Source organism: Cellulomonas septica (genome assembly GCF_012396155.1).
GTDB classification, from domain to species: domain Bacteria; phylum Actinomycetota; class Actinomycetes; order Actinomycetales; family Cellulomonadaceae; genus Cellulomonas; species Cellulomonas septica.
The window spans coordinates 1-3,514 of record NZ_JAAXOY010000373.1 but is presented as its reverse complement, the minus strand read 5'-3'; the positions used below and the strand labels follow the sequence as shown (position 1 = coordinate 3,514).

Here is a 3,514-nt window from a genome sequence, read left to right as displayed (position 1 = left end):
TACAAGACGCTCTTCCGATCTCCGTCCGCGTCCGACCGGCCGGCGCGCGTCAACCTGCTGAACTGGGGCGGCAACCAGGGTGAGGCGGGGCTGTTCCCGCCGACGAAGGGCCAGCCCGGCTACGGCGACGGTCCGACGGGGTCGCACGCATGAGCCGCCGCACGCTGCCGTTCCTCGACCCCGTGCGCGTCACGACGGGCGAGCGGGCGATCGCGCACCTCGCCGCGGCGATGCTGCTCGACTACCCGACCGAGCACGTGCGCGCGCACCACGACCTGCTGCGGTCGACCGTGGCCGGGCTGCCGCACGGCGTCGCCGACGCGTTGCGCGCGCACCTCGACGCCGTCGGCCCGATGGACCTCGCCGAGCAGCAGGGGCACTACGTCGCGACGTTCGACCTGCGGCGACGCTGCGCGCTCTACCTGTCGTACTACTCGGCGGGCGACACGCGGCGACGCGGCATGGCGCTCGTGACGTTCCGCGAGGCGTACCGCGCGTGCGGGTTCGAGGCGGGCGAGGACGAGCTGCCCGACTTCCTGCCGGCCGTCCTCGAGCTGTCCGCGCGGGCGCCCGGTCCCGTCGTCGACGCGCTGCTCGGCACGCACCGCGAGGGCCTCGAGCTGCTGCGGTCCGCGCTGCACGACGCCCGCAGCCCCTACGCGCACGTGCTCGACGCGGTGTGCCGCACGCTGCCCGCGGTCGACGCCGCGACCGCCGAGCGGTTCGCCGACCTCGTCGCGTCCGGGCCGCCCGGCGAGACCGTCGGGCTGTCCGCTCCCCTGCTCCCCTTCCCGACCGTGCGAACCGAGGTGCCCGCATGACGACGACGGCCGTGCTGCTGTGGGTCGTGGTCCCCTACGTCGCCGCGACCGTGTTCGTCGTCGGGCACGTGTGGCGGTACCGGCACGACCAGTTCGGCTGGACGACGCGCTCGTCGCAGGTGCACGAGAGCCGCCTGCTGCGCATCGGGTCGCCCATGTTCCACGTCGGCATCCTCATGGTCATCGGCGGGCACGTCGTCGGGCTGCTCGTCCCGCGCGCCTGGCTCGAGGCGGTCGGCATCCACGAGCACGCGTACCACCTGGTCGCGACGTGGGCCGGCAGCATCGCGGCCGTGCTCACGATCGCCGGGCTCGCGATCCTCGTCTACCGGCGCCGCGTCGTCGCCGCCGTCCGCCGGGCCACCACGACCTCCGACAAGCTGATGTACGTCGTCCTCGCCGTGACGCTGTTCTGCGGCACCGCCGCGACCGTGCTGTTCCAGGTCCTCGGCGGCGGCTACGACTACCGCGGCTCGATCGCGCCGTGGATCCGCGGGCTGATGTCGCTGCGGCCCGACGCCGCGTTGATGACGGACGTGCCCGGCATGTTCCAGGCGCACGTGCTCTCGGCCATGGTCCTCTTCGCGATCTGGCCGTTCACGCGGCTCGTGCACGTGCTGTCCGCGCCCTTCGGCTACCTGGTCCGCCCGTACGTCGTCTACCGCACCCGCGACGCCCAGCGTGGGACGCGTGTCACACGCCCCGGCTGGGAACGGGCCGAACGTCCCGGGGCTCCGGCCGAGCACCGATGACACGCTGACGAGGGCCGTCCGGCCCCGCGTCCGACGACCGCTCGTCGACACCGCCCGGCACCGACCGGCTCGACCTGCGCCACCCCGTACGACCCGCACCACCCGCACCGAGAGGGAGACCCCCATGGCAGCCGAGAACGTCGAGATCCTCACCACCGCCCCCGTCGCGGAGCCCGCCGGGCACACGTGCGGCTGCGGCGGTCACGACGACGCCGACCCCGTCCTCGACGTCCGCACGATCCCGCACGCCATCCGCCACGCGACCGTCTTCGGCGCGTTCGAGGCGATCGCCCCTGGGAAGTCGCTCGTCCTCGTCGCGCCGCACCTGCCGCGCCCGCTGCTGGCCCAGCTCGCCGAGCGCGCGCCCATCGAGTCCGAGGTGCTCGTGGACGGCCCCGACGCCTGGCACGTGAAGATCACGCGCACCGCCTGACGGCTGCGTCAGGCGGTCGTCACGCGACGACGGCGGGACCCGCGCCCCTCGAACGCAACACCAGAGCCGCCAGACCCCCTCCCAGCAGCTCTGGTGTTGCGTTCGGCGGCCGGTCCCGCCGTCGTCGTGCGTCAGCGCGGCGTGGCCGTGCAGGTCACCGACGACGGCTCGCCCGAGCCCGTGCCCTGGAAGCCGAGCTCGGTGGCCTGGCCCGCCGCGAGCGGCCCGTTCCACGGCGCGTTCGTGAAGGTCCACGTGTTCCCGCTCGCGGTGCTCTGGGAGCTCCACGCGTTCGCGACCGTGCCGTTCGGCAGCGTGACCGCGACCTTCCAGCCGGCGATCGGCTGGTTCGCGGTGACCCGCACGCTCGTCACGAAGCCCCCGGGCCACGTGCTCGCGAGCGTGTAGCGCGCGGTGCAGGCGGCGCCACCCGTCGGCGTGGGCGTCGGCGTCGGCGTGGGCGTCGGTGTGACCGTCGGCGTCGGGGTCGGCGTCGCGGTCGGCGTGGGCGTCACGGTCGGCGTCGGCGTGACCGTCGGAGTCGGCGTCGCACCCGACAGCACCGCCGCGAGCGCCGGGTACCACCGGTCGGCCATCTTGACGATGCCCGCATCGCCGGGGTGCACGCCGTCGTACGTGTCGGTCGCGGGCACCCAGCCGGTCGCCTGGTCGACGACGACGACCGGCGACTGCGCGGTCGACAGGCCCGCGGCCCACGCGGGGATCGCGGCGTTGAGCGCGGCGGTCCGGCCGGGGCAGTCGGCGCAGGTCGGCGGGGCGACCGGGATGATCTGCGCGACGAGGACGGTCATCCGCGGGTTGCTCGCACGCATCTGCTGCACGAGGGTCGTGTAGGCGTCGAGGATCTGCTGCGTCGTGCGGGCGCTCCACACGTCGTTCGTGCCGAAGTGCATGAGGACGACGTCGGGCCTGGTCGCGGCGAGCCACGGCACGAGCTGGTTCTGCGCCGCGACGTTCGTGACGAGGTAGCCGCCGTGGCCCTCGTTGTCGCCGTCGTGCGCGATCCCGCAGCCCTGCGGGCCCTGGGTGCCCACCATGTCGATGTCCGTGTACCCGTTCTGCTGGAGCTTCTGCCAGAGCAGCGCGCGCCAGCAGCCGGGGTTGCCGGTGATCGAGTCGCCGAGCGGCATGATGCGCACCGGGTCCGCGGCCTGCGTCGGGCCGGCCAGCGCGAGCGCGCCGGCGAGCAGCAGCAGGACGGCGGTCAGGGCGCCCGTGAGCCGCCGCGAGAGCGTCGTCGTCATGCGTGGTCCTCCCGTGGGGGCGGCGCACGGGCACGTCCCGCACGTCCGGCGGGGCACGTGCGGCCCCGACTCGTCGCAGCGTGCTGGGGAGGACCGGGTCGCGGCCAGTTGGAGCGCTTCGACGAAGCGTTTCGTCGTGACGATCCGCGGCGCGTCGGCCGTGAGAGAGTCGGGGCATGCCCGAGGTGACCCGAGCCCGCGTCGACGCGTGGACCTGGTCGGTGCGTCTCTTCCCGACGCGGT

General features: G+C 74.2%; 4 protein-coding genes. 3 read left to right on the top strand and 1 reads right to left on the bottom strand.

The features are described from left to right. Window positions 1–149: 149 nt before the first annotated feature. From narJ to HGA02_RS13430, 3 genes are all read left to right on the top strand, one after another. A complete protein-coding gene (gene narJ, locus HGA02_RS13440) occupies window positions 150–821 on the top strand; it encodes a nitrate reductase molybdenum cofactor assembly chaperone (protein ID WP_168679433.1) in 672 nt (223 codons plus the stop codon). After that, the gene (narI, locus tag HGA02_RS13435; RefSeq protein ID WP_168679432.1) at window positions 818–1,573 is read left to right on the top strand and encodes a respiratory nitrate reductase subunit gamma; all 756 of its coding nucleotides are present in this window, start codon (window positions 818–820) and stop codon (window positions 1,571–1,573) included. Before narJ ends, narI begins: the two co-directional genes overlap by 4 nt. Before the next feature lie 124 nt (window positions 1,574–1,697). Continuing rightward, window positions 1,698–2,006, top strand: a complete 309-nt coding sequence (locus HGA02_RS13430) for a DUF2249 domain-containing protein (protein WP_168679431.1) — start codon at window positions 1,698–1,700, stop codon at window positions 2,004–2,006. Window positions 2,007–2,137: 131 nt separating this feature from the next. On the opposite strand, the gene HGA02_RS13425 is transcribed toward HGA02_RS13430, so the two are convergent. After that, window positions 2,138–3,271 (bottom strand): GDSL-type esterase/lipase family protein, encoded by a 1,134-nt coding sequence (locus tag HGA02_RS13425; protein WP_168679430.1) that lies wholly within the window; start codon window positions 3,269–3,271, stop codon window positions 2,138–2,140. Between the last annotated feature and the right edge of the window lie 243 nt (window positions 3,272–3,514).

Bases quoted from the DNA above. Each gene is read 5' to 3' on its own strand.
- narI (WP_168679432.1), top strand. From the start codon at position 818: ATGACGACGACGGCCGTGCTGCTGTGGGTCGTGGTCCCCTACGTCGCC.
- narJ (WP_168679433.1), top strand. From the start codon at position 150: ATGAGCCGCCGCACGCTGCCGTTCCTCGACCCCGTGCGCGTCACGACG.
- HGA02_RS13425 (WP_168679430.1), bottom strand. From the start codon at position 3,271: ATGACGACGACGCTCTCGCGGCGGCTCACGGGCGCCCTGACCGCCGTC.
- HGA02_RS13430 (WP_168679431.1), top strand. From the start codon at position 1,698: ATGGCAGCCGAGAACGTCGAGATCCTCACCACCGCCCCCGTCGCGGAG.